This is a genomic window from Maritimimonas sp. 2210JD6-3 (genome assembly GCF_056591795.1).
Map to the genome: position 1 here is coordinate 36,771 of NZ_JBWQOJ010000004.1, position 22,855 is coordinate 59,625.

The following is a 22,855-nucleotide window of genomic DNA, read 5'->3' on the forward strand; positions in this document are numbered from 1 at the left end:
TGTAGTATATAGAAGCAAATTAATAGAAAAGTATTGTGAAAACTAAAATATTACAGATCGCGCTACTAATCTCAGTAATAGCATATAGTCAGAAATCAGAATTAACAATTTTTGAAAACCTGATGGATAAAACGTGGAAAGCTGATGGTAATTGGGGTGATGGAAGCAAGTTTAAACAAGAAATAACTATGAATTATTCTTTAGATAGCACACTGGTTATTGTAAACTCAATTGGTTTTATAGATAAAGAACAAACCAAGTTAGGACATAGAAATCATGGCATTCGTCAGTTTGATAAAGCGTCTCAAAAAATTAAATTTTGGGAGTTTGATGTTTTTGGAGGATTAACAGAAGGAGTTGTTTTTTATAAAGGGAAGAATATTGTATACCAATATAAATATGGTGATTCGCTTGTAACCGATATGTGGGAATATGTTGATGATAACACATATAACTTTAAAGTTGGTGACTATAAAGATGGTACATGGAAACAAGTATATTTAAGTACACAATTCAAAAGTTCTAAATAGTAAAGATTTTTTATATTTTAAATTGTAATTAGTACTCAATAGTTTATGGCAAACAAAATTGGTTTAAAAGAAGCAATGTCAATTGGTATTGGGGGCATGGTTGGTGGTGGTATTTTTGCTGTGTTGGGTTTGGCAGCAGCATTAGCAAAAGGAGGTACTCCAGTTTCTTTCTTAATCGCAGGTCTTATTGCATTAATTACTTCTTATAGTTATGTAAAACTTTCTTTAAAATACCCCGATAGAGGTGGAACCGTGAAGTTTATTAACCAAGGTTTTGGTGTCGGTGTATTTAGTGGAGGTATAAATAACTTATTATGGTTTAGTTATATTATTATGCTGGCCTTATATGCTTCAGCATTTGGTTCGTATGCTCCGAATTTGTTTCAAATAACAAGTAATAAGGTTGTCGATTCTCATATATATGCTACGGCCATAGTAATTTTAGGTACTGCGATTAATTATTATAGTATTGCTGTGGTTGGTAAAATAGAATCGTACGCGGTAATTATAAAGTTACTAATTTTACTAGGTTTTATTATAGTTGGTGTGTACGGATTATTTGGTAATCCACATTTAGAACAATTATCACCAGAATATTGGGAGTCTCCTTTTAAATTATTAACAGCTGGGATGGTAATTTTTGTGGCTTATGAAGGGTTTGAATTGATTGCCAACGCAGCTCCAGATATAGAGAATCCCGAAAAAAATATTCCTAGAGCGTATTATTGGTCGGTTGTTTTTGTGATTATCTTATACATTATTATTGCGATGGTTACAGTAGGATCCTTAGCATTTAGTGACATAGTTACAGCTCAAGATTATGTATTGGCTGAAGCCGCAAAACCTATGTTAGGTAAAGTTGGATTTACAATTATAACCATAGCAGCACTTATTTCAACTTTTTCAGCTATTAATGCGTCACTTTATGGTGGAAGTAAGGTGAATTACGAAATTGCTCAAGATGACGAATTACCTTGTGAATTCACTCGAAAGTTATGGAGTCAACCCATAGGATTATTTATTACTGCTGTTGCAACTATTGTTTTAGTAAATACTTTAAAGTTAGAAAGTATTTCAACTGCTGGTAGTGTTGGTTTCTTACTCATATTTGCTATCGTAAATTATACGGGTTATAAGTTATATAAAGATATAAATGGTAAAAGAAGTATTCCGCTTTTAGGATTTGTTTTATGTTTTATAGCTATAATCGCATTATTAGTTCAGCATTACTCGGTTAGTAAAAAAGATGTTTTCATAGCTTTAGGTATTATAGCTTTTAGTTTTTTAGTTGAGTATATTTATAAAAAAACAGAACATAAAAAGTGATATTCTACATGAATGATTTTAAAGATATAGACAAATTATTAGAAAAATGGCAAGATGCTACCTTCGATTATTTGCCTAAGATATTGTTGGCATTACTAATTCTAATTGCCTTTTATTTTATTGCAAAATTCTTAAAAAAACTAAGTCTTAAATTTTATGCTAGGCTGTTTAAAAGTAAAACAGAAGCAGTTAAAATTATTGCTACTATTGTTTATTCTTTCTTTTTACTATCTGGAGTTTTTTTAGCACTTGAAGTACTTGGTTTAGAAGGTGTATTAACGAAACTATTAGCGGGAGCTGGTATTGTTGGTATTGTAGCAGGTTTTGCCTTTAAAGATATCGCTTCTAACGGTTTTGCAGGGTTTTTACTAAACATACAACGTCCCTTCAAAGTAGGTGATTGGGTAGAAATAGATTCTGTTTTTGGGACAATTAAAGAGGTAGGATCAATTACAACTTCTATAAAAACCATTTCGGGGCAAGAAGTGTTTGTTCCTAATCAATTAATTTACAATAATACATTTATAAATTACTCAACTTTTGGTAAACGTAGAGTGATCTTTAAAAGTGGTGTGTCATATGGTGATGATTTAGACTTGGTAAAACAATCAGCTTTAGAAGAAGTTGATAAGATTGAAGCGGTTTTAAAGAATGAAGTAATAGATTTCTATTTTACTGAAATAGGGAGTTACTCGTATAATTTTGAACTTCGCTTTTGGATACAATTCAAGCACCAAAAAGATTATTTAAATGCGATGAGTGAAATTATTACACGTATTAAAAAACGATTCAAACAAGAAGACATTTCGTTGGCGTATGCAGTTACCACACTCGACTTTGGTGGCAAGGGAGGTGTTAATATTTTTGATAAGCCCATTATGACTTCTGATAAATCTTAATAATATGGATAACAAAGCGTCAAATCAATTTTATTAGAATCTTTGAGAGCAGCTAAAAAGATTGTAGAGCAAGATTTATAACATGATGAAGAAACTAAAAGAACGGTACAATACTTATATGCACTTTTTTAAGTTTTTAGGTATTGATACTATTTAAAAATTAACCTTAAAAGGTAAAACGTATCGACAACATTAAGTACAACATGGTATAGAAACGTAAATAAAAACACTGGCAAGATTGGTTTCTTCTTTTTTAACGCTAATCATTACATTTTTAGCAGTAAGTGTAGGCTTGATTTTTGGAGCTGTAGCCATGTTATTGTGGCTAGGTAGCTATTTTAACAATACTACTATTGGTTTTTTGGAGGCTAGAGAATTATGGATACTGTTAGCTTTTACCTGTACCAAACTATTTTTTAATAAAAAGAAGTTGACTCTACTACTTTCTAAAAAAATTGATAGTTTTACAACTTAGAAACCATAAAGAATATAAGTGCAATACACTTATATTATAGTTATGTGCAAGCAGAAAAAAATACTCGTCTAATTTTCGGTTGCTGACTAAATTTCATCATCGTTACTTTGCTTCAAAACATAAAAAGATGGAATTTAAAAACTTACACAATCATAATAAACCATTATTAATCGGAAATGTTTGGGACGTACCAAGTACCAAAACAAGCGAAAAATTAAACTTTCAAGCAATTGGAACTTCGAGTTCTGCAATTGCATCGATTTTAGGATATAACGATGGCGAAGAAATGGAATTTTCTGAATTAGAATATTTCGTAAAGCGGATTGCCCTAAACACAAATCTACCTTTATCAGTTGATTTGGAATCGGGATATAGTCGTAAACCAATAGAAATCGTTAATCACATTAAAAGATTAGCAGAATTAGGAGTTATTGGTATTAATATTGAAGATAGTGTGGTTATTAATAAGAAAAGAATTTTATTAGACTCTAATGAATTTACTAAGACACTAACAGAAATAAAGGAACATTTAGAAAAAGAAAATATTGATATTTTCTTAAATGTACGAACCGATACATTTATTCTGCTTCAAGAAAACATAATTGAAGAAACAAAAAAAAGAATTCAACTTTATCAAAATGCTGGAGCAAATGGAATTTTCACACCTTGCATTGAGAAAGAAAATGATATTAAAACAATTGTAAACTCAACAAATTTACCAATTAATGTAATGTGTATGCCTAACCTTCCAGATTTTGCGACATTAACAAAATTAGGTGTAAAACGAATAAGTATGGGTAATTTCCTTTTCGACAAAATGTATGATAAATTTGAAGAAACTACAAAAACTGTTTTAAATCAAAATTCATTTAAGTCTATATTTTAAAATGCTGATTAAAGACAATAACAAAATCGAAACTTATTATCAAGCTCTGTTAGAAAGAAAACAGAGCTTTGTTGGGATTTTCTTTGTTGGTGTAAAAACCACTTCTGTTTTTTGTATTGCTACTTGTAGAGCAAGAAAACCAAAACTGAAAAATGTAGAATTTTACACTTCATTTAAAGAGGCTTTGGATAACGGATATAGACCTTGTAAAATCTGTAAGCCAACGGAAAATGCAAATCAAGCACCTGAACAAGTTGAGAAAGCAATTATATTGGTAAAAGAAAACCCTAAAGACAAAATAACCGACTTCCAATTAAGACAGAAAGGAATTAGTCCAGAGGTTGTGCGTAGATGGTTCCAAAATAATTATGGTATGACTTTTCAAGCATATCAAAGAATGTATAGAATAAACAATGCTTTTCAAGAATTGAAAAAAGGAAAGAATGCTACAAATACTGCTTTTGACACGAGTTACGAATCGTTAAGTGGTTTTGGCTATACTTTTAAAAAACTTATAGGTAAATCACCAAAGCAAATTAAAGATAAAAACATAATCCTCATAAACAGACTAACAACACCTTTAGGACCTATGTTTGTCTGCGCAACGAATAACGGAATATGTTTATTAGAATTTGTTGACAGAAGAATGCTCGAAACTGAATTTAAAGATTTGCAAAAATTACTGAATGCTAATATTATTTCGGGCGAAAACGAACATATCAAACAAATTAAGAAAGAGATTAAAGAATACTTTGAGGGTACAAGAAAAAAATTTGATGTAAAACTTGAAACACCAGGAACTGATTTTCAAAATTCAGTTTGGAATTGTTTACAACAAATAGAATACGGAACAACGACAACCTATCAAAAGCAAGCAGAAAAAATCAACAATCCAAAAGCAATTAGAGCAGTTGCATCTGCAAATGGTTATAATAGAATTTCTATAATTGTACCTTGTCATAGAGTAATTGGAAAAGATGGAAAAATGACTGGCTATGGTGGCGGAATTGAGAGAAAAAAATGGCTGATTGAACACGAACTAAATAATGCCAGCACATAACAATGTATAAAAAACATAGGGCGTTTGTGCTAAACCGAAAGGTCTGTACATATTAACAAAGTCCGCTAAATATAAAATTTGGCGTTTATAGTAGAAAAGATAAAAGCAAAATATTTATATTTAGCTAAGTAACAAACCGAAACGAAAGTGCTTATCACCTGCCCTACGTTTCTTATACTGAACGTTGTGTGCACTTTTTCAAATCCTAAAACAAAAGATAATTTTAAAATTATAATAACTGGTAATTCTCTTCTCGACGGTAAAATGACGTTTCAAATTACTGATACAAATGGAGATTTTATCTATAAAGAAGAATTTCCGTCATATTATCTAATTGGTTACGAATTATATGATGATGAATCGAAAGAAAAGCAAATAGAATATATAAAAAAGAGAGTAAAAGAATTTTTTAAAGATGATAATTTTTTTAGTCCTGCTATTGCTAGTAATGAGCAGTATGATGAAGAATATTCTGAATTTAAAGATTGGAATGATATAAAATCAGACTCTACTGCAGTTGGGTTTTATTATTTAATCGGAGAAGAAAGCGGAAATAGAATAGCTTTTTCTAAAAAAGAAAATAAAATAGTAACTTATTTTAGCTGCTGTTAAATCTTATTAATTACCTATCAGTTACTACTTATTGAAAGTGACTCGTGCCCTTTACCATAATTAATTACGCTCTAATAAGTTGTGGATAGCTTTTTTGATAGTATCACTCATTGTTTTTTTAGTGACTATAATAGAAAAATATTTTGATTACCCGTAAAGAGTCATAAAAGGTGTTCGTCAACCTGAACTTGTTTGAGGTTCTCATTGTAAATACTTGAATTATTGAATAATGAGATTCCGAAATAAATTTGGAACGACGCTTTAAAATATGTTGATGACATAAAACAGACATACAATTAAAAATAATATGAATAGTAATTATAAAGTAGGCGATTTAATTTATGATGCGAATATTTATGACGGTATGAATACCAATATAAATGATTTGCAATTCTATAAGCGGTGGTTACCAAAGAATAAAGAAACACAGATACTTGAACTTTGTTGTGGTACAGGCAGATTAACGCTACCTATTGCAAAAGAAGGTTATAATATCACAGGGATAGATTATACACCTTCCATGCTCGAGCAAGCAAGAGAAAAGGCTTCGAAAGAAGGACTAGATGTTACCTTTATTGAAGCTGATATGAGAACCTTAGATTTATCAGAAAAATATGACCTAATTTTTATTCCATTTAACTCAATTCATCATTTATATAAAAATGAAGATCTATTTAAAGCACTCACTGTTGTTAAAAATCATCTTAAAGAAGGAGGGTTATTTTTGTTAGATTGCTTTAATCCGAACATTCAATTAATTGTGGAAGGTGAAAAAGAACAAAAACAAATTGCTGAATATACAACTAGTGACGGCAGAGAAGTATTGATAAAACAACTCATGCGATATGAAAATAATACTCAAATTAACCGTATTGAATGGTATTATTATATAAATGGTATGTTTGATTCGATTCAAAATTTAGACATGAGACTTTTCTATCCTCAAGAACTAGATGCATATCTAGAACATATTGGTTTTACTGTTATTCATAAGTTTGGAAGTTTTGAAGAAGAAGCGTTTAATGATACTTCAGAAAAACAAATATTTGTATGTCAATAAACTGTATATTGAAATAAAAAAGGTGATCATTTGATCACCTTTTCCTTTCAAATTATAATTTTAAACTATTTCAAATCAAATCGATCTGCATCCATCACTTTAACCCATGCAGCTACAAAATCAGTAACAAATTTTTCTTGCCCATCATTTGCACCATAGACTTCTGCAATAGCTCTTAGCTCTGTATTTGAACCAAAAATAAGGTCAGCACGCGTTGCCGAGAATTTCATAGCGCCTGTTCTACGATCTCTTCCTATAAATTCTTTATCTTCTGGTGATGCTGCTTTCCAAGTAATGGCAAAATCCAATAAGTTTGTAAAGAAATCATTAGTTAAGTGCCCTACATTTTCAGTAAATACCCCATGATTTGATCCATTATAATTAGCACCTAACACACGTAAACCACCAACCAGTACCGTCATTTCAGGTATAGATAGTGACATCAAATTTGCACGATCAACCAATAGATCTTCAGCTTTTACATTAAGATCAGCTTTTATATAATTTCTAAAGCCATCAGCTAAAGGTTCTAAATAACCAAAAGACTCCAAATCAGTTTGCTCTTGTGAAGCATCACCTCGACCTTGTGTAAAAGGTACTGTAATAGTATGTCCTGCATTTCTGGCTGCTTCTTCAATGGCAGCAGTACCCCCTAATACGATGAGGTCAGCCATCGAAACATCTCCTTTAAAATCTTTTTGTATTGCCTCTAAAACAGCTAAAACCTTCTTTAACTCATTGGGGTTATTAACTTCCCAACTTCGTTGCGGCTCTAAACGTAAACGAGCACCATTAGCACCACCTCTTTTATCGGAATCTCTATAAGTAGATGCAGAAGCCCACGCTGTAGTTACTAACTGCGAGATAGTCAACTCAGAAGCCAGTATCATTTTTTTCAACAAAGCAATATCTTCATTACTTAGTGTATAGGCCACTTTAGGTATTGGATCTTGCCAAATTAGCTCTTCTTTTGGTACTTCTGGACCTAAATAACGAGCAATAGGCCCCATATCTCTATGTGTTAATTTATACCATGCACGTGCAAAAGCATCTTCAAAGGCTTTATGATCTTTATGAAAACGCTTAGAAATTTCTAAGTAAGTAGGATCCATTTTTAAAGCCATGTCTGCTGTTGACATCATTAAGGCTTGCTTGCCATTTGTATCACCAGCTTTGGGTGCCATTCTCGCATTTGAAGCAGCAGTTGGTGTCCATTGATGGGCGCCAGCAGGGCTCTTTGTTAATTCCCAATCATAATTCAATAATACATCGAAGTATTCATCATCCCATCGAGTTGGGTTGGGCGTCCATGCACCTTCTAGACCACTGGTAATCGTATCATCTAAAACACCAGACTCATAAGTGTTTTTCCAACCTGTACTCATTTCTTGTATAGTGGCACCATGCGGTTCAGGACCAACGTATTTATCAGGGTCGGCTGCGCCGTGCGCTTTTCCAAAAGTATGACCGCCAGCTACAAGTGCTACTGTTTCCTCATCATTCATAGCCATTCTACCAAATGTAATTTTTATATCATGCGCCGACTTTATAGGATCAGGAACACCATTAGGTCCTTCTGGATTTACATAGATCAATCCCATATGTGCAGCTCCTAAGTGTCCTTCAAGGTCGCCATCACTTGTGTCATAGCGCTCATCATTGTCTAACCACCCAGTTTCAGACCCCCAATATACATCTTGTTCTGGCTCCCAAACATCTTCACGTCCTCCTGCAAAACCAAAAGTTTTAAAGCCCATAGATTCTAGCGCACAATTACCTGCGAGAATCATAAGATCTGCCCATGAAACATTTCTTCCATATTTCTTTTTAACGGGCCATAATAATAATCGAGCTTTATCTAAATTTCCATTATCTGGCCAGCTATTTAAAGGGGCAAATCGCTGATTACCAGAGGCTCCACCACCACGACCATCACCCACACGATAGGTGCCAGCACTGTGCCAGGCCATGCGTATCATAAAAGGACCGTAATGACCATAATCTGCAGGCCACCAGTCTTGCGAATTGGTCATTACATCAATAACATCTTGCTTTAATTCAGCATAATTAATGCTCTTAAAAGCTTTTGCATAGTCAAAGTCTTTATCAAACGGATTAGAACTTTTACCATGTTGGCGAAGAATGTTTAACTTAAGTTCGTTGGGCCACCAATCACGGTTTGAAGTACCGCTACCAGCCGTCTTTTTTTGGGTACCGCTAAGAAAAGGGCATTGCGCAGTTGATTCATTAATATCCCAAGCTTCACCATGTTGCTCGTTATGTTCCATATTTACTTATTTTTAAATATTAGTAGAAAAATTGTTTACCAAATTTATGGAATAATGAAGTACAAAGCTACAGAGTATAATTTATAAAACTTATGTGATAATAGAAACCATTTATGGTGAAGTCGTCCTAATATGAAAAATTAAACTTTTCTATAGACTTCTTCAAAAGGAATACGAAAGCGATCCCCATATATACCTTTTTCGGTTCTGATACCACAACCTATAATCATATTTACTTCGGCTCTTAAAGGTAATTTCAAGGCACGTTTCACACGCCAAGTATCAGATCCTTCCATTGGGCAGGTATCATACCCTATAGCTGCCATACTCAACATGAAAGTTTGTGCCGCCAATCCGGCACTCTTATGCGCTACAATACGCATATCAGATTTTCTTACTTCTCGATACATGGGTCGAAAAAAACCGATGATGATAGATAAAAGATATTTAAAAATACCAAAGATGCCCAAGAATTCAGCATAAGCAAATGGAATGGCTTTACTATAATAGGTCGTAATCCCTTTTTTTCTTTTTAGCATTCTCTGATCATCGATGCCTTGGTAAGCATTATTTACAAATTCTAGGTTTGCCTTAGCACGTTTACGCCAAAGATCTTTACGAACTACAACCACAACTAATTCTTGAGCTGTTTTTGCTGCATTTTGATCAAAACAATAAGGCGCCAATTCAGCAATCATGTCATTGGAAGTAATGTGATAAAACTCCCACAACTGCATATTACTACTATTCGGTGCTAATACAGCTTGTTCAATACATTGTTTTACTTTTCGTGAATCAATAGGTTTTTCAGCGTTAAAAATACGAACAGAACGACGGTATTTTACCGCTTCTGCAACTGACTTTTCTTGGGTCATATATACAATTTATGAGTTGAATTGAGCAACTCTAGGATTCATAAATTTAAACCATAAAGGTGGAATTAACGATAGTAACATCATGCCAGGATAGCCAGTTGGCATCTGCGGACTTTCAGGTAACGATTTTAATACTTGATACGGCTTACTGCCATTATAATGATGATCTGAATGGCGCGATAAGTTAAATAAGAATAATTTACCAATAATATGATCAGAATTCCAAGAATGTGTGTGTTTTACACGCTCATAACGACCTTGCTCATTTTGTTTACGAAGCAGACCATAATGCTCAATATAATTAACGGTTTCTAGTAGTAAGATGCCAAAAACAGCGGCAATAAGAAAGGCACCTAAAACCAACCAAGTATAGAAAGCATAAATAGAAACAAGTACTATACTATTGGCTAAAGTATATACAACCATTCGGTTGTGTAATGAAAAGGGTGGTTTACCACTTTCTTTCATTCGCTTATTTTCTAGTTGCCATGCTTCGACATAACTTGAAAAATGTGAACGAATCCAAAAAATATACAGGGGTTCATTTTTTCTCGCGGTAGCAGCATCCTTAGGAGTCGCTACATTAAAATGATGACCACCATTATGATACGGTAGAAAATGTGTGTTTAGTGAGGTTAATAATAAGAGTTCTCCAAAGAATTGATCAGTTCTATGTAAGCGATGCCCCAATTCATGTCCCACATTAATACCTATAATTCCGCATAATATGCCCATGGCACTAATGCGTCCTACATATTCTAATGTAGTTAATCCAGTTTCTTGAATACTTTCAAAAAATAAAAATAACATGGCTAATTGTGCAGGTACAGAAAGATATAAAATAAAGCTGTAGAGCTTGTTATTTTTTTCAAGTTTAGCGGTTTCTTTATCAAAATTGCGACTATCAGCTTTTAAAAATAATTCGATAAAAGGCACTAGTACGAAAACCAATAACATGGGTAAAAAAGTGAGCCAGCCTTTTGAGGTAAAAGATACATATGCTAAAATAGGTAGTATATAAACCAAAAAGTATTTTATTCGTTTGAGCATTAATCTTCAGCTTTTGATGTTGGTGGTACAATATTGTATTGTCGCATTAAAGTATTCGAAAGTGTATCAAAGTTACCATCTTTAGCATAGTTACGAACACGGTTCGGGTCAAAATTTCCGTTCATATAAAACACAGAACTACTTTTAGGAGCTGTTTTATAAACTATTATCTCTTTTACCACATCTTTATTTTCTCGAACACTAATTAATGTGCGGATTGGATCTTCGTTTTTTCTAAATACTTCCACAAAACTATTTGTAGTTAAATTATTAATTTGAGCATTTATAGTGCTGTTTTCTACATCATTTTTTGGTTGTAATTGTATAAAGCGAATATCGCGAACATTGCCCATAAAACTGTTCATTTCTGGCGTTGCGTTGCGTAACAAACTTAACATAAATTGAGGCACTCTGACTGCGGTTACATTTGCATCATTTTTATGTTGGTTATAAAAGCTATTAATAGAGTTATAGCTTCCACAGGAAAATAATACTACGACAACTAAAAGAAAAGCTATTTTTTTCATTTTAAATATTTGATATAAAACTACGAAAAATAAGAATCATTCATATACAACTATCCCAAATTGGGTCTTGTGGCAATGGCGCTTCTAATTTTATGGTTTCTTTAGAAACCGGATGTTCAAATTCAATTTTTCTAGCATGTAAATGAATACCACCATCTTTATTACTTCGGTTAAATCCATATTTTAGATCTCCTTTTATAGGTGAACCTATGGCTGATAACTGAGTTCTTATTTGATGATGGCGCCCAGTTTCGAGATCAATTTCTAATAGATAATAATGATCTAATTGTCTAATAAGATTATAATAAAGTATTGCTTTTTTACTACCTTCGGTTTCTTTTTTATAAGCTGTAGATTTATTATTTTTGTGATTCTTCTTTAAAAAATTAATTAAGGTATCAGCGATTTTCGGGGGTTTATTTTTAACCACTGCCCAATAGGTTTTTTTTATCTTTTTCTCTCGTAACATTTTGTTCAGTCGTTCTAATGCTTTCGATGTACGCGCAAAAATGATAATACCACTCGTTGGTCTGTCTAAACGATGTACAACACCTAAAAAAACATTACCAAGTTTGTCATATTTTTTTTTAATATAAGCTTTAACAATATCACTTAAAGGAGTGTCACCGGTTTTATCTCCTTGAGTAATATCACCTACCTTTTTATTGATAATAATAAGGTGATTATCTTCAAAGAGTACATCAAGATTTGCTAACGAAGAGGGCATTTTTATTTAAAATCTTGATTGACATCATCAATAAAACCTAATAATTCATCTCGTCCCACTTTTGTGGATGCTGAGGTGATAAAATATTGCGGCATTGCTGACCAAACTTTTAGCATCTCTTTTTGGTAATCACTAATATTTTTATTGAGTTGCGAAGGCTTTAGCTTATCAGTTTTTGTAAATACGATACAAAACGGAATACCTTTTTCGCCAAGAAATTGCATAAAATCAAGATCTATTTTTTGAGGCGCATGTCTTGAATCTACTAAAACAAAAGAGCAAGTGAGTTGTTTGCGTTTTAAGAAATAATCAGTGATGAATTTTTGAAATTTAGCGCGTTGCGTTTTTGAAACCTTTGCATAGCCATAACCAGGTAAGTCAACTAAAAACCAGTTATCATTAATTTTGAAATGGTTAATGAGTTGCGTTTTACCAGGCTTGCCTGATGTCTTCGCTAGGTTTTTATTATTGACCAACATGTTAATTAATGAAGACTTACCTACATTAGATCTTCCTATAAAAGCATATTCTGGCAATGGTTCACTAGGGCATTTAGCAACATTCGTATTGCTTATGATGAATTTTGCCGAATTAATTTTCATAACTTTAAAGTTGCTCTTTATTCAGCCAATCTTCTAACAACTTGTTGAACGAATTTGGGTGTTCCATCATGGGAGCATGACCGCATTTTTCGATCCAATACAAAGAAGAATTTGGTAGTAATTTATGAAACTCTTCAGCCACTTCTGGTGGCGTAACAGTGTCATTTTTCCCCCAAATTAAACCTACAGGCATTTTCATGTCAGGCAGATCGTTTGCCATATTATGACGAATAGCACTTTTGGCGATTGATAGCGTTCGAATTAATTTATTTCTATCATTCACCGATTCATAAACATCATCAATAATTTCTTTTGTAGCAATTTTCGAGTCGTAAAAAACGTCTTCTGTTTTTTTCTTTATGTACTCATAATCACCTCTTTTAGGATAGCTTTCACCCATAGAATTTTCATACAACCCAGAGCTGCCAGTAAGTACGATACCTGCTACTTTCTCGGGGTAATTTTTGGTATAATATAAGGCAATATGACCTCCTAAAGAGTTGCCTAAAAGTATATAATCTTCTAGGTTTTTATGAACAGTAAATTTCTTTATGAATTTAGCTAAACTCTTTACGTTGGTTTTTAAAACAGGAAGCGAATAAATGGGTAATTCTGGCATTAATACTTTATATCCTTTCTCAGAAAAATAGTCAAATACGCCATCAAAATTACTAAGATTACCCATTAAACCATGAAGGATAATAATTGGCCTTCCTTCTCCAGCTTCTAGGTAGTTGAATTTTCCTTCTTTCTTGTAGTTGTTGCCCATTAAATATGTTTAGGTTTTTTGGCTAAATACAAATGTAACCAATTTGATACAAAATACACTTTTTCCTCAGATTTATCCATTTGATTTCTTTCTAGCGTTGTTCAAGACTGTTTAAAAAACTGTAAATCAGTACAATATTTTCTGATTTTAAAAGTTATCAACAAAGTGGTAAAATATGGTAAAAAGTGGTAAAAATCTGTATATTTGTCATTAAATCCTTGATAAAAAGTGGTTAAGTGGTAAATCTAATCGGTACATATGAATGTAAAGCAGACGTAAAAGGGCGTTTGTTGTTGCCATCTCCGATAAAAAAGCAGTTGACTACGGTTTTACAAGAAGGTTTTGTGCTAAAGCGCGCTGTTTTTCAGCCTTGTTTAGAATTATATCCGATGCGTGAATGGAGTCAATTAATGCAAAAGGTAAATAAGCTCAACAGGTTTGTGAAGAAAAATAATGACTTCATACGTCGATTTACGGCGGGTGTAAAAATGGTAGAACTCGACAATTCAGGAAGACTTTTAATACCTAAAGATTTGCACTCATTCTCGGGTATTTCTAAAGGAGTGGTTTTGTCTTCTGCGGTGAATATTATAGAGATATGGGATAAGCAGCGATATGAAAAAGCAATCGACGAAGCTGCCGTAGATTTTGCAGAATTAGCAGAAGAGGTGATGGGTGGTGATAATATAATGGATGATGAATTATCATAATCCGGTTTTGCTCTTTGAAAGTGTTGAAGGTTTAGAAATTGATCCTGATGGAGTTTATGTAGATGTAACGTTTGGTGGTGGAGGTCATTCTCGTGAAATCTTAAAGCATCTAAGTGAAAACGGTCGTCTGTTTGCATTCGATCAGGATGAAGATGCTGTAGAAAATACCATCGATGATGAGCGTTTTACACTTATCAATGAAAACTTCAGATACCTTAATAGGTTTCTTAGGTTTTATGGGGTAAAAGAGGTAGATGGAATTTTGGCTGATCTAGGAGTTTCTTCACATCAGTTTGATGTTGCAGAACGCGGGTTTTCAACTCGGTTTGATGCTGAGTTAGATATGAGGATGAATCAGCAAAATGAAATTTCTGCCTATGATATTATTAATAAATACGATGAAGAAAAATTGAGTTCTATTCTCTTTCTGTATGGTGAGTTAAGAAACTCTAGAGCTATAGCAAAGCAAATAGTTGAAGCGAGAATGAATCAATCAATAAGATCTAGTTTTCAGTTAAAGGAAGTGTTGCAAAGATTCCTTCCGAAAAGTAAAGAGCATAAGATTTTAGCGCAAATTTTTCAAGCGATTAGAATTGAAGTTAATGAGGAGTTAGAAGTATTGAAAGAATTTTTACAACAGGCAAAAGAACTGTTGAGGCCAGGAGGGAAGTTGAGTGTGATCTCATATCATTCATTAGAAGATCGATTGGTGAAGCGATTTATGCGAAATGGATTATTTGAAGGTGAGCCTGAAAAGGATTTTTACGGAAATATTTCGGTTCCTTTTAAAAAAGGAAAATTAATTACTCCAACACAGCAAGAAATAAAAGAAAATAATAGAGCGCGAAGTGCGAAACTTAGAATAGCAACAAAACTATAAGTAACAAAAGTGAAGCAAAAATTATACGATTTACTAAAAGGTAAATTCTTAGTTGATAAAGATGCACCAAAAAACTGGAGCTTTCTCATCTTCCTTGCTTTTCTAGCACTCATAATGATTGCCAGCTCGCACAGCATCGATAATAAAGTTCAAAAGATTGCTAAACTAAACAAACTAAATCAAGAGTTGCGCTCAGAATTTATGGCGACAAGATCTGAGCTAATGAGACTAAAAATGGAGTCTTCGATTACAAAGAAATTAAAAGAAAAAGGATTGTTTATTTCTGATAATCCACCGCAAAAAATCATTGTAAAAAATTAACTAAATAGTGGTGACACAAAAAAAGAACATACTAAATAAATTATATCTGCTTACAGTTTTTATGTTCTTGTTTGCTGCAGCGATAACCTATAAACTTGTTGATATTCAATTTTTTAAAGGTGATTTTTATAGAGATCAAGCTGAGCAAGCTACCGTAAAGAATTTCGAAATACCTGCCAATAGAGGTAATATTTATACGTCAGACGGAAGTTTATTAGCAGCATCTATGTCGCGATTTGATATTCGAATGGATGCAGTTTCAGTAAACGATAAAAATTTTGAGGAAGGTATAAAAGGGTTGAGCAAAGAGCTTTCGATAATGTTAGGAAGTACTGCTGGTGCTTGGGAGTCAAAAATTAGAAAGGCGCGAAAAGTTAAGAACAGATATCTGTTTATTACGCGTAACCTCGATTATAACCAATATCAGCATGTTAAGTCATTTCCAATATTCAAATTAGGTACTTACAAAGGTGGACTTATTGCAGAGCAACGTACGGTGAGAGAGCATCCTATAGGTAAAATAGCGGAACGATATGTAGGATATGACGATTATCGAGGTCGTGTAGGTATTGAGGGGAATTTTCGAAAGTATTTAAAAGGTAAAAATGGGAAAAGACTCAAACAAAAAATTGCAAAAGGACAATGGAAACCTTTAAATAACAACAATGAAATTGAACCCATAGACGGTAAAGATATCTATACGACGATTGACCTTAATATACAAGATATAGCACATCATGCTTTATTAGAACAATTAGAAAAATACAACGCAGATCACGGCACTGTGGTAGTTATGGAAACCAAAACTGGCGAGGTAAAAGCGATATCAAATCTAGGTCGAAATAAAGAAGGTAAATATTATGAACGCTTAAACCATGCGGTAGGTGAATCACATGAACCAGGATCAACATTTAAGCTAATGAGTTTGTTGGTTGCTTTAGAAGATAAAGTAATTGATACGGGTGCTGTGGTAGATACAGAAAATGGTACACTGAAAATTTATGATCGTGTAGTGCGTGATTCTCGCAAAGGTGGGTATGGTAAAGTATCTGTTGCGCGTGCTTTTGAGGTGTCTTCGAATGTAGGTTTAGTAAAAATTATCGAAGAGAACTATCGAAATAATCCTAAGAAATTCATAGCAGGTCTTCGCAAGATGGGTGTTGGTGATAAATTAAACGTACCCATAAAAGGTGAAGGAGTACCGCTTTTACCAAATCCTGAAGATAAAAACCATTGGTATGGAACTTCATTAGCTTGGATGACCCATGGATATGGTGTTCATATAACACCATTACAGACACTTGCTTTTTATAATGCTATTGCGAATAATGGTGAAATGGTAATGCCAAGGTTTATTAAAGAGGTCAGGGCGCAAGATAAGGTTATTGAAAAATTCGATAAAGAGATAATTAACCCTCAAGTATGTTCTCAAGAATCTATCAGTAAAGTGAAGGTTATGATGGAGAATGTGGTAAAAAGAGGGACGGCTACCAATATCTATGATAAAAATTATTCAATGGCAGGTAAAACGGGTACTTGTCAAACCGAGTATTGGACAGGGAGCACACAATACATATCCTCTTTCGTAGGATATTTTCCTGCTGATAACCCTAAATATTCTTGTATAGTAGTCATTCATAAACCAAATAAAAAAATTGGATACTATGGTAATGTAGTAGCTGCACCAGTGTTTAAAAAAATTGCAAAGAAAATATACACAGAAACTCCACTGCTAGATGAAATTAAAAAATCTGACTTCAATTATGCTACTGTAAAAAAAGATTTCAAAAAATACAATGAGCAATTAAGAAAAGAGACGGTTGCGGTACCGAATCTTAAGAACATGGTGGGTATGGATGCAATTGCCTTGTTAGAAAATTTAGGTTTTAGAGTAAACTCTGAGGGAACAGGAAAAGTTAAGAGGCAATCTGTAAAGGCAGGTGAAAAAATAGAAAAAGGATCAATTATAAAACTAAGTCTAAGTTAAGTTGAAGCAACTAAAAGACATATTGTATAAAGTAGCCATCGAAGAGGTGTATGGTAGTACAGATACGTTTGTAAAATCAATTGAATTTGACTCAAGAAAAGTTGTTAACGATACCCTTTTTGTAGCTATTAAAGGAACGGTATCAGATGGGCATAAATATATAGATGATGTTATTGCTAAGGGAGCTTGTTCGGTGATTTGTTCGGTGATGCCAAAAAATAGAGTGCCCGAAGTCACGTATGTATTAGTGAATGATACTAATGAAGCTCTAGCATACATGGCTGCCAATTTCTATGAAAATCCTTCACGAAAATTAAAACTTATAGGTATTACAGGTACGAATGGTAAGACTACCATTGCAACATTGTTATACAATCTATTTAAAAAAGCGGGCTATAAAGTAGGTTTATTATCGACGGTGAAAATTTTAATAAACGATCAAGAGTTTCAGGCTACACACACCACTCCAGATTCTGTAACTATTAATAGGTATCTAGATAAAATGGTTCATAATGAAGTTGACTATTGTTTTATGGAGGTTAGCTCTCATGGTATTGCTCAGAAACGATCTACAGCTTTAGAATTTGCAGGAGGAATTTTTACCAACCTTTCACATGATCATTTAGATTACCATAATTCATTCGCCGAATATCGCGATGTAAAGAAGCAATTTTTTGATGATTTGCCCAAAACGGCTTTTGCAGTAGTGAATATTGATGATAAAAACGGAGGTGTAATGCTTCAGAATACACCTGCGAAGCAATATACCTACGCATTAAAAACGATGGCTGATTATAAAGCTAAAATTTTAGAAAATCAGCTTAACGGATTATTACTTAGTATTAATAATAATGAAGTTTGGACAAGACTCATAGGAAATTTTAATGCTTATAATTTATTGGCGATTTATGCTACAGCTGATCTTTTAGGAATTGAGGAGATCGAAAACTTACGCTTATTAAGTGAGTTAGAAAGTGTGAGTGGGCGTTTTCAGTATTTAGTTTCTGATAATGGCATAACAGCTATTGTTGATTATGCACATACACCAGATGCTCTGAAGAATGTACTTGAGACTATTAATAGTATTAGAACGCATAACGAAAAAGTTATTACTGTAGTAGGTTGCGGAGGCGATAGAGACAAAACCAAACGGCCTAAAATGGCACATATCGCTTCAGAACTTTCAAATCAAACAATTTTCACATCAGACAATCCCAGAACCGAAGATCCCCAAATGATCATTGAGGATATGGAAAAAGGTGTAGAACCACAAAATGTAAAGAAAACCATTTCTATAGTTGATAGAAGGCAAGCGATTAAGACTGCTAGTAGTCTAGCAGAGACTGGAGATATTTTATTGATTGCAGGTAAGGGACATGAAACCTATCAGGAGATAAATGGGAAAAAAAATAATTTTGACGATTATGCTATTGTAAAAGAAATTTTAAAGCAACTAGAAAAATAAGAATACGAACCTAATGTTATATTATTTATTTGAATTTTTGGAGAAACAATATGAGCTAGCCGGAGCCGGATTATTTCAGTACATCTCATTTAGATCTGCGCTAGCTTTTGTTTTTTCAATTCTCATTTCTACCATTTTCGGTCGCAGAATTATTGATAAACTGCGCAGACTTCAAATAGGAGAATCAGTTAGGGACCTAGGTTTAGCTGGGCAAAAAGAAAAAGCAGGTACACCAACCATGGGGGGGGTTATCATAATTCTTGCAACGCTGATTCCTGTACTACTAGTAGCTAAACTAGATAATATATACATTATCATATTAGTGGTTTCCACTTTATGGATGGGTCTTATCGGATTTATAGATGATTATATCAAAGTCTTTAAAAAAGATAAAGAAGGTTTAAAAGGACGCTTTAAAATATTAGGTCAAGTGGGCTTAGGGATTTTTGTGGGGAGCATGCTCTATTTTTCACCAAATGTTACCGTAAAAGAAAAAAAGCAGTTACCGGTAGGAGTGCAAACAGAATTACAAACTACCAATACTTCAGAGTTGTTTGAAAAAGCACATAAGTCATTAAAAACAACAATTCCATTTGTAAAAAATAATGAATTCAACTATGAAGATTTAGTAAGTTGGTTGGGTGAAGGAGCAAAACAATATGGCTGGATCTTATTCATAATCATAGTAGTTTTTATTATAACAGGTACATCTAATGGAGCTAACCTTACCGATGGTATTGATGGTTTGGCTGCAGGTTCGTCTGCGATAATAGTACTCGCATTAGGAATTTTCGCATGGATATCTGGTAATATCATTTTTGCTAATTACCTCAATGTAATGTACATACCTAATTCTGGTGAAATGACGGTTTTTATAAGCGCATTCGTTGGAGGACTAATAGGTTTCTTATGGTACAACACATATCCCGCTCAGGTATTTATGGGTGACACAGGTAGCTTAACGATTGGAGGTATTATAGCAGTGCTGGCTATTGCTGTAAGAAAAGAATTTCTATTGCCAATTCTAGCAGGAATCTTTTTTGCAGAAACACTTTCGGTAATGATGCAAGTAAGTTATTTCAAATACACACGAAAGAAATACGGTGAGGGTAGGCGCATTTTTTTAATGTCGCCGTTGCATCATCATTTCCAAAAGAAGGGATATCACGAAAGTAAGATTGTAGCCAGATTTTGGATTATAGGAATTATGCTAGCCGTACTATCTATTATCACATTAAAAGTGAGATAAATGAAGATTGCTGTTTTAGGTGGAGGAGAAAGTGGTGTTGGTACGGCAATGTTGGCAAAACAAAAAGGGTATGAAGTTTTTGTTTCTGATAAAGGGACAATTGCAAAAAAATACAGAGAAGTTCTTTTACAAAATGATATTGCTTTTGAAGAGGGTAAGCATACTGTTTCAAAAATTTTAGATGCTGATGTCGTAATGAAGAGCCCTGGAATTCCAGATAAGGTGCAGTTAATACAGAATCTTGTTGCAAAAGGCATTTCTGTAATCTCAGAAATAGAGTTTGCTAGCAAATTTACCAAGGCAAAAATTATAGGTATTACGGGTAGTAATGGTAAAACTACCACTACAATGTTAACACATCACGTACTAAAAAATGGAGGATTAGATGTGGGTATAGCAGGAAACATTGGTGACAGCTTTGCATTACAAGTAGCAGAAAATGATCGAGAAAATTTTGTGCTTGAGCTAAGTAGTTTTCAGTTAGATGGTATTGTTGATTTTGCTCCGCATATAGCAATCATAACAAATATATCACCTGATCATTTAGATCGCTATGATTATGAGTATGATAAATATATCGCTGCAAAATTTAGAATCACAATGAACCAAACTGAAAGTGATTATCTGATTTTCGATGCTGATGATAAAGCGATAATACACTGGTTAAAAAGTAATAAAACAAATGCGCAATTACTGCCTTTTTCAATAACAAAAAAGCTTGATAAAGGTGCGTATATAGAGAATGAAAAGATAATAATACAAACTAAGTCAAACAAATTTACAATGGGAATAGCAACACTTGCTTTACAAGGAAAACACAACACTAAAAATGCAATGGCTTCGGCTTTAGCAGCTACATTATTAAATGTAAGAAATGAAACACTTCGTGAAAGTTTAGAAAATTTCGAAAGTGTAGAACATCGTTTAGAACCCGTGTTAAAAATAAACGGAGTTCAGTATATCAACGATTCAAAGGCTACCAATGTAAATGCGACCTATTATGCTTTAGAGAGCATGAAAACAGATACTATTTGGATTGTTGGCGGTGTAGATAAAGGTAATGATTATTCAGAATTACTACCATTGGTACATGAAAAGGTAAAAGCAATTATTTGTTTAGGAGTAGATAATCGCAAGATACATGAAGCTTTTGGGAATGTAATTGATATGATTATAGATACTCAAGGGGCAGAAGAAGCAGTAAAAGTTGCGTATAAGTTATCAAATAAAGGAGATGCAGTATTATTATCTCCAGCTTGCGCAAGTTTTGATTTATTTGAGAATTATGAAGATAGAGGACGTCAATTTAAACAAGCGGTGAGAGAGTTGTAAATGCCAACATTATTTCAAAATATTAAAGGTGATAAAACCATTTGGGCTATTGTGGCACTATTAGCTATATTTTCCTTTCTCCCGGTATATAGTGCCAGTACCAATTTGGTGTATGTGGTCGAAAATGGTACAACGTTCGGTCATTTGCTAAAACATGCTATGCTATTATTGCTAGGTTTTATAATCATATATGCAACGCATAGAATACCGTACAGATATTTTAGTGGTCTATCGGTTTTATTGATTCCTGTTGTTGTGGTATTGCTTATCTATACCTTATTTCAAGGGCAAACTATAAGCGGTGTGAATGCAAGTCGATGGATACGCATTCCGTTTGTAGGAATAGGCTTTCAAACTTCTACGTTGGCAGGAGTTGTGATTATGATGTATGTTGCGAGATATCTCGCAAGAAATAAAGAAAAGCAAATCACTTTTAAAGAAAGTATTTGGCAATTGTGGTTGCCAGTAGGGTTGATACTTATGTTAATACTACCCGCTAACTTTTCTACTACAGCTATTATTTTTACAATGATTCTAACACTAACCTTTTTAGGTGGATATCCAATAAAATATTTAGCATCCATAGTCGGAATTGGCGTTTTGGTTTTTGCACTATTCATTTTAACTGCAAAAGCGTTTCCAGATACGTTTAAGAATACACGAATCAATACTTGGGTAAATAGAATCGAAAATTTTTCTAAACCAGATGCTGAAGCAAATTATCAAGCCGAAAAAGCGAAAGTGGCAATTGCTTCTGGTGAAATACAAGGAAAAGGACCAGGTAAAAGTGTACAAAAGAATTTTTTACCACAATCTTCTTCAGATTTTATTTATGCTGTAATTGTTGAAGAGTATGGGCTCATAGGAGCACTTTTTTTATTGATCCTTTATTTAGGATTGCTTTTTAGAATTGTAATTGTAGCTACAAAAATAGAAAGCATTTTTGGAACCCTTTTGGTGTTGGGTGTAGGAGTGCCTATTGTCTTTCAGGCATTTATAAATATGGCAGTGGCAGTAGGATTATTTCCTGTAACGGGTCAGCCTCTTCCTCTTATGAGTGCAGGAGGAACCTCTATTTGGATGACTTGTTTTGCCATAGGAATTATTTTAAGTGTTAGTGTAGCAAGAGAAGAAGATATAGTTGTCAATAAAAAAAATAAAGAAGAAAACCCGCTTGATGTACTGCGTGAAGCGATAGGTTAAACTAAGAATTTTTATTCTGAAT

23 protein-coding genes are annotated in these 22,855 nt (G+C 33.4%); 16 read left to right on the forward strand and 7 right to left on the reverse strand.

Translation table 11 applies throughout. The features are described from left to right. The first annotated feature begins 35 nt into the window (after positions 1-35). The 8 genes from AC1EUY_RS03350 (at position 36) to AC1EUY_RS03385 (ending at position 6,848) form a co-directional block, all read left to right on the forward strand. Positions 36-530, forward strand: coding sequence for a hypothetical protein (locus AC1EUY_RS03350; protein WP_480194084.1), 495 nt, complete (start codon positions 36-38; stop codon positions 528-530). Positions 531-575: 45 nt separating this feature from the next. Continuing rightward, positions 576-1,856 carry an APC family permease gene (locus tag AC1EUY_RS03355; protein ID WP_480194085.1) on the forward strand — a complete coding sequence of 427 codons (1,281 nt, stop codon included), beginning with the start codon at positions 576-578 and terminating at the stop codon, positions 1,854-1,856. An 8-nt stretch (positions 1,857-1,864) separates the two neighbouring features. Continuing rightward, positions 1,865-2,755 (forward strand): mechanosensitive ion channel family protein, encoded by an 891-nt coding sequence (locus tag AC1EUY_RS03360; RefSeq protein WP_480194086.1) that lies wholly within the window; start codon positions 1,865-1,867, stop codon positions 2,753-2,755. A gap of 238 nt (positions 2,756-2,993) precedes the next feature. Continuing rightward, positions 2,994-3,230, forward strand: a complete 237-nt coding sequence (locus AC1EUY_RS03365) for a hypothetical protein (RefSeq protein WP_480194087.1) — start codon at positions 2,994-2,996, stop codon at positions 3,228-3,230. A 127-nt stretch (positions 3,231-3,357) separates the two neighbouring features. Further along, positions 3,358-4,116 (forward strand): isocitrate lyase/PEP mutase family protein, encoded by a 759-nt coding sequence (locus tag AC1EUY_RS03370; protein ID WP_480194088.1) that lies wholly within the window; start codon positions 3,358-3,360, stop codon positions 4,114-4,116. 1 nt (position 4,117) lies between these two features. Then, entirely contained in the window at positions 4,118-5,176 is a 1,059-nt protein-coding gene (locus tag AC1EUY_RS03375; RefSeq protein WP_480194089.1) for a bifunctional transcriptional activator/DNA repair enzyme AdaA, read from the forward strand. Between the two features lie 186 nt (positions 5,177-5,362). Then, positions 5,363-5,788 (forward strand): hypothetical protein, encoded by a 426-nt coding sequence (locus AC1EUY_RS03380; protein ID WP_480194090.1) that lies wholly within the window; start codon positions 5,363-5,365, stop codon positions 5,786-5,788. 307 nt (positions 5,789-6,095) lie between these two features. Then, positions 6,096-6,848, forward strand: coding sequence for a class I SAM-dependent methyltransferase (locus AC1EUY_RS03385; protein ID WP_480194091.1), 753 nt, complete (start codon positions 6,096-6,098; stop codon positions 6,846-6,848). A 65-nt stretch (positions 6,849-6,913) separates the two neighbouring features. On the opposite strand, the gene katG is transcribed toward AC1EUY_RS03385, so the two are convergent. From katG to AC1EUY_RS03420, 7 genes are all read right to left on the reverse strand, one after another. Then, positions 6,914-9,136 (reverse strand): catalase/peroxidase HPI, encoded by a 2,223-nt coding sequence (gene katG / locus AC1EUY_RS03390; RefSeq protein WP_480194092.1) that lies wholly within the window; start codon positions 9,134-9,136, stop codon positions 6,914-6,916. 140 nt (positions 9,137-9,276) lie between these two features. Then, entirely contained in the window at positions 9,277-10,011 is a 735-nt protein-coding gene (locus tag AC1EUY_RS03395) for a nitroreductase family protein (protein ID WP_480194093.1), read from the reverse strand. Positions 10,012-10,020: 9 nt separating this feature from the next. After that, positions 10,021-11,061 carry an alkane 1-monooxygenase gene (locus AC1EUY_RS03400; RefSeq protein WP_480194094.1) on the reverse strand — a complete coding sequence of 347 codons (1,041 nt, stop codon included), beginning with the start codon at positions 11,059-11,061 and terminating at the stop codon, positions 10,021-10,023. After that, positions 11,061-11,588, reverse strand: coding sequence for a DUF4252 domain-containing protein (locus AC1EUY_RS03405; protein WP_480194095.1), 528 nt, complete (start codon positions 11,586-11,588; stop codon positions 11,061-11,063). Before AC1EUY_RS03405 ends, AC1EUY_RS03400 begins: the two co-directional genes overlap by 1 nt. 40 nt (positions 11,589-11,628) lie before the next feature. Continuing rightward, the gene (locus AC1EUY_RS03410; protein WP_480194096.1) at positions 11,629-12,315 is read right to left on the reverse strand and encodes an RluA family pseudouridine synthase; all 687 of its coding nucleotides are present in this window, start codon (positions 12,313-12,315) and stop codon (positions 11,629-11,631) included. 2 nt (positions 12,316-12,317) lie between these two features. Then, a complete protein-coding gene (gene yihA / locus AC1EUY_RS03415) occupies positions 12,318-12,917 on the reverse strand; it encodes a ribosome biogenesis GTP-binding protein YihA/YsxC (protein ID WP_480194097.1) in 600 nt (199 codons plus the stop codon). 4 nt (positions 12,918-12,921) lie between these two features. Continuing rightward, positions 12,922-13,686, reverse strand: a complete 765-nt coding sequence (locus AC1EUY_RS03420; protein ID WP_480194098.1) for an alpha/beta fold hydrolase — start codon at positions 13,684-13,686, stop codon at positions 12,922-12,924. 236 nt (positions 13,687-13,922) lie between these two features. Between AC1EUY_RS03420 and mraZ the strand changes: the two genes are divergently transcribed. From mraZ to AC1EUY_RS03460, 8 genes are read left to right on the forward strand one after another with little or no spacing between them, the layout of a single operon-like run. Then, entirely contained in the window at positions 13,923-14,396 is a 474-nt protein-coding gene (gene mraZ, locus AC1EUY_RS03425) for a division/cell wall cluster transcriptional repressor MraZ (protein WP_480194099.1), read from the forward strand. Continuing rightward, the gene (rsmH, locus tag AC1EUY_RS03430; protein WP_480194165.1) at positions 14,383-15,276 is read left to right on the forward strand and encodes a 16S rRNA (cytosine(1402)-N(4))-methyltransferase RsmH; all 894 of its coding nucleotides are present in this window, start codon (positions 14,383-14,385) and stop codon (positions 15,274-15,276) included. Before mraZ ends, rsmH begins: the two co-directional genes overlap by 14 nt. A 9-nt stretch (positions 15,277-15,285) precedes the next feature. Beyond that, positions 15,286-15,597 carry an FtsL-like putative cell division protein gene (locus AC1EUY_RS03435; protein ID WP_480194100.1) on the forward strand — a complete coding sequence of 104 codons (312 nt, stop codon included), beginning with the start codon at positions 15,286-15,288 and terminating at the stop codon, positions 15,595-15,597. A 7-nt stretch (positions 15,598-15,604) separates the two neighbouring features. Further along, positions 15,605-17,584 (forward strand): penicillin-binding protein, encoded by a 1,980-nt coding sequence (locus tag AC1EUY_RS03440; RefSeq protein ID WP_480194101.1) that lies wholly within the window; start codon positions 15,605-15,607, stop codon positions 17,582-17,584. A gap of 1 nt (position 17,585) precedes the next feature. Further along, positions 17,586-19,049: a UDP-N-acetylmuramoyl-L-alanyl-D-glutamate--2,6-diaminopimelate ligase gene (locus AC1EUY_RS03445; RefSeq protein WP_480194102.1), complete on the forward strand. Its 1,464-nt coding sequence runs from the start codon at positions 17,586-17,588 to the stop codon at positions 19,047-19,049. A gap of 13 nt (positions 19,050-19,062) precedes the next feature. Continuing rightward, complete coding sequence (gene mraY / locus AC1EUY_RS03450) at positions 19,063-20,298, forward strand: phospho-N-acetylmuramoyl-pentapeptide-transferase (RefSeq protein WP_480194103.1); 1,236 nt, start codon at positions 19,063-19,065, stop codon at positions 20,296-20,298. Then, on the forward strand, positions 20,299-21,630 hold the full coding sequence (murD, locus tag AC1EUY_RS03455) for a UDP-N-acetylmuramoyl-L-alanine--D-glutamate ligase (RefSeq protein ID WP_480194104.1): 1,332 nt from the start codon (positions 20,299-20,301) through the stop codon (positions 21,628-21,630). Further along, the gene (locus AC1EUY_RS03460) at positions 21,631-22,833 is read left to right on the forward strand and encodes an FtsW/RodA/SpoVE family cell cycle protein (RefSeq protein ID WP_480194105.1); all 1,203 of its coding nucleotides are present in this window, start codon (positions 21,631-21,633) and stop codon (positions 22,831-22,833) included. Positions 22,834-22,855: the final 22 nt, after the last annotated feature.

Bases quoted from the DNA above. Each gene is read 5' to 3' on its own strand.
- AC1EUY_RS03355 (WP_480194085.1), top strand. From the start codon at position 576: ATGGCAAACAAAATTGGTTTAAAAGAAGCAATGTCAATTGGTATTGGG.
- AC1EUY_RS03360 (WP_480194086.1), top strand. From the start codon at position 1,865: ATGAATGATTTTAAAGATATAGACAAATTATTAGAAAAATGGCAAGAT.
- AC1EUY_RS03370 (WP_480194088.1), top strand. From the start codon at position 3,358: ATGGAATTTAAAAACTTACACAATCATAATAAACCATTATTAATCGGA.
- AC1EUY_RS03375 (WP_480194089.1), top strand. From the start codon at position 4,118: ATGCTGATTAAAGACAATAACAAAATCGAAACTTATTATCAAGCTCTG.
- AC1EUY_RS03385 (WP_480194091.1), top strand. From the start codon at position 6,096: ATGAATAGTAATTATAAAGTAGGCGATTTAATTTATGATGCGAATATT.
- katG (WP_480194092.1), bottom strand. From the start codon at position 9,136: ATGGAACATAACGAGCAACATGGTGAAGCTTGGGATATTAATGAATCA.
- AC1EUY_RS03395 (WP_480194093.1), bottom strand. From the start codon at position 10,011: ATGACCCAAGAAAAGTCAGTTGCAGAAGCGGTAAAATACCGTCGTTCT.
- AC1EUY_RS03400 (WP_480194094.1), bottom strand. From the start codon at position 11,061: ATGCTCAAACGAATAAAATACTTTTTGGTTTATATACTACCTATTTTA.
- AC1EUY_RS03405 (WP_480194095.1), bottom strand. From the start codon at position 11,588: ATGAAAAAAATAGCTTTTCTTTTAGTTGTCGTAGTATTATTTTCCTGT.
- AC1EUY_RS03410 (WP_480194096.1), bottom strand. From the start codon at position 12,315: ATGCCCTCTTCGTTAGCAAATCTTGATGTACTCTTTGAAGATAATCAC.
- yihA (WP_480194097.1), bottom strand. From the start codon at position 12,917: ATGAAAATTAATTCGGCAAAATTCATCATAAGCAATACGAATGTTGCT.
- AC1EUY_RS03420 (WP_480194098.1), bottom strand. From the start codon at position 13,686: ATGGGCAACAACTACAAGAAAGAAGGAAAATTCAACTACCTAGAAGCT.
- rsmH (WP_480194165.1), top strand. From the start codon at position 14,383: ATGAATTATCATAATCCGGTTTTGCTCTTTGAAAGTGTTGAAGGTTTA.
- mraY (WP_480194103.1), top strand. From the start codon at position 19,063: ATGTTATATTATTTATTTGAATTTTTGGAGAAACAATATGAGCTAGCC.
- murD (WP_480194104.1), top strand. From the start codon at position 20,299: ATGAAGATTGCTGTTTTAGGTGGAGGAGAAAGTGGTGTTGGTACGGCA.
- AC1EUY_RS03460 (WP_480194105.1), top strand. From the start codon at position 21,631: ATGCCAACATTATTTCAAAATATTAAAGGTGATAAAACCATTTGGGCT.